Below are 1440 nucleotides of genomic sequence, written 5' to 3'. Positions count from 1 at the left end.
CCATTGCTGTTAAAACCAACTGCTTTTAATTTGTAGCCAAGTGTGGTCTTCTCAATAATGATCCAGATCACGATGGCTGCAATGATCGCAAAAACGATGCCCCAGTGTGCGGCATTACAATCCAGTGCTTTCTGAAGACCGGATGGCAGCAGGATCCTTGCAGAGGATGCGATATCCCGGGTTGCCTCACTGCTCTCTCTATGGATCTCCGGAAGGTTTACCACGTAGTTGGAGAGATAGAATGCGATCCAGTTAAACATGATAAAGGAAAGAACCTCATGGATTCCTCTTTTTACTTTTAACACACCTACGATCAGGGACCAGATCCCTCCTGCCAGGGCTGCTGCCAACAGACATACAACAGCATGGATGACCGGTGGAAGGTCAAGCACAATACCAAGCACACAGGCTACCAGTCCACCGATCACAAACTGTCCCTCAGCTCCGATGTTGAACACACCGGTTCTGAACGAGAATGCCACACTCAGACCGGTAAAGATCAGCGGACTTGCATATACCAACGTCCACACCAGATATTTCGGTTTGCTGAAAATGCTGCTGAACAGCTTTCCATAAGCAACTGCCGGGCTGATACCGGCGATCATCAGGAAAATGGCACCAATCAGGAAGCCGGCAATGATCGCAATGATCGTATAAAGCACATTGCTCTCAAGAATACTTTTCTTCTTATTCATCTGTCTTTCCTCCTGCCATCATAAATCCCAGTTCTTTCTCATCTGCATCCTTTCCAGGAACACTGCCGGTGATCTGACCATCGAAGATAACCTCGATCCGGTCAGACAGGCTCATGATCTCGTCAAGCTCAAAGGATACTAACAGAACCGCACGGTTCTTATTTCTCTGTTCCACCAGATATTTATGAACAAACTCAATCGCGCCTACGTCAAGTCCACGGGTCGGGTTCACGGCAATCAGCAGGTCTTTGTCATTGGTCACCTCGCGGGCAATGATGACTTTCTGCTGGTTACCACCGGACAGTGTCCCTGCAGGTGCTTCTGCACATCCTCTCGGACGTACATCAAACTTCTCGATCAGTTCTTCTGCATACTCACGAATGGCTTTCCGGTTCAGAAATCCATGGGAGGAGAACGGCTCTTCCTCAAAGTGCTGCAGGATCATGTTATCCTCGTTGGAAAAGTCAAGGATCAGTCCATGCTTCTGGCGGTCTGCCGGGATACTGGAGATGCCATTCTCAAAGGTCTCCTTCGGACTCTTATTGAATACATCTTTTCCAAGCATGGTGACTGTACCGGATTCTGCTTTCCGAAGGCCGGTCAGTACTTCTACCAGCTCGGTCTGACCGTTACCATCTACACCGGCCAAACCTACGATCTCGCCTTTTCTTACATTCAGGTTAAAGCCTTTCAGGATCTCAACACCACGGTAGTCTTTGGCATGAAGGTCTTTCACTTCAAGAAC

General features: G+C 48.5%; 2 protein-coding genes. Both read right to left on the bottom strand.

Annotation, left to right across the window (positions count from 1 at the left end; genetic code table 11):
- Nucleotides 1-695, bottom strand: a 695-nt coding sequence (locus WMO62_RS15740) for an ABC transporter permease (protein WP_435390518.1), incomplete at its 3' end; no start/stop codon positions are given.
- Nucleotides 688-1440 (bottom strand): ATP-binding cassette domain-containing protein (locus WMO62_RS15735; RefSeq protein ID WP_349145273.1); only part of this gene is annotated, 753 nt, incomplete at its 5' end. The genes WMO62_RS15735 and WMO62_RS15740, both read right to left, overlap by 8 nt.

Origin of the sequence: Hominiventricola aquisgranensis (assembly GCF_040096225.1) — a bacterium.
GTDB lineage: Bacteria > Bacillota > Clostridia > Lachnospirales > Lachnospiraceae > Hominiventricola > Hominiventricola aquisgranensis.
This window is presented reverse-complemented; position numbering and strand designations above follow the sequence as displayed.